A 1,124-nucleotide genomic window follows, 5' to 3' on the forward strand; every position below is an offset into this window, starting at 1 on the left:
TGCGTCGTTTGATTGCTCAACGTTACATTCAACAAGGTATGGTGTTAACCCATGATGACATTGTCATTACTTCAGGGGCGTTAGAAGCGTTGAATTTGAGCCTTCAGGCCGTGACACAACCGGGAGATACTATCGTGGTTGAATCGCCAACATTTTACGGAGCGCTTCAAGCGATAGAACGTTTGGGTTTAAAGGCGATAGAAATCTCAGTAGACCCGCGTATCGGGCACTCTTTGCAACAAATTGAAGCGGCTTTTACTGACCATGATGTTCGCGCGTGTTGGTTGATGACGAACTTTCACAACCCAACCGGAATGTCATTAAACGATGAGCAGAAGCAGCGCATCGTCGAGCTTGCTGATAAACACGATGTGTATTTGATTGAAGACGATGTGTATTCAGAGCTCTATTTTTCTAACAAGAAACCAAGTTCGCTTAAAACTTTTGATACCCAAGATCGCGTGTTGCATTGCGGATCATTTTCAAAAAGTCTTTGCCCGGGTTATCGGCTGGGGTGGGTGGTCAACAAGCGCTTTAATGAACATCTGCAAAAACTGCAACTTATCTCGACTTTGTCAGGTAGTGCGCCTATCCAACAAGGTATCGCGCATTATTTGCAAAATGACAGCTATGATAATCACCTTAGAAAACTTCGAAAGAATCTTGAGCAGCGACAATCCACGTTCATTGAACTGATCGATAAGTACTTTCCTAAATCGATTTATTACACACAGCCAGAGGGCGGCTATTTTTTATGGGTTGAACTGCCGGAATCAAAATGCGGAAAAGCTATTTATCAGAAGTTATTGGAAGACAACATCACCGTTGCATTCGGTAAGTTGTTTTCTGTCGGCACAGATTATGAGAACTACCTGAGGCTTAATACATCGTTACCCTGCAACGATGAACTAGAAGAAGCCGTGAAGACGATCGGAGAATTACTTCACTAGCCAACTGTTTACCTATTTTTTGCTCAAACTGTATCAGTGAACGAATCCGAAGCTGTGTTTCAATCATTAGCAGACAACCATTTTAGGTTAGGAGCAATAATGAAAAAGCAGTTGGTAAAGCATGAACTTAGGTTGATGGGTGTTGCTATTTTTAGCGCATTTTTGTTGGTGTTT

The 1,124-nt window shown here is 42.3% G+C and carries 1 protein-coding gene; it reads left to right on the forward strand.

Annotation, left to right across the window (positions count from 1 at the left end; all coding sequences use genetic code 11):
* The coding region (locus R7O12_RS26250; protein ID WP_318126994.1) for a PLP-dependent aminotransferase family protein at positions 1 to 950 on the forward strand (950 nt) is incomplete at its 5' end.
* Between the last annotated feature and the right edge of the window lie 174 nt (positions 951 to 1,124).

The organism is Vibrio sp. Vb1574 (assembly GCF_033338675.1).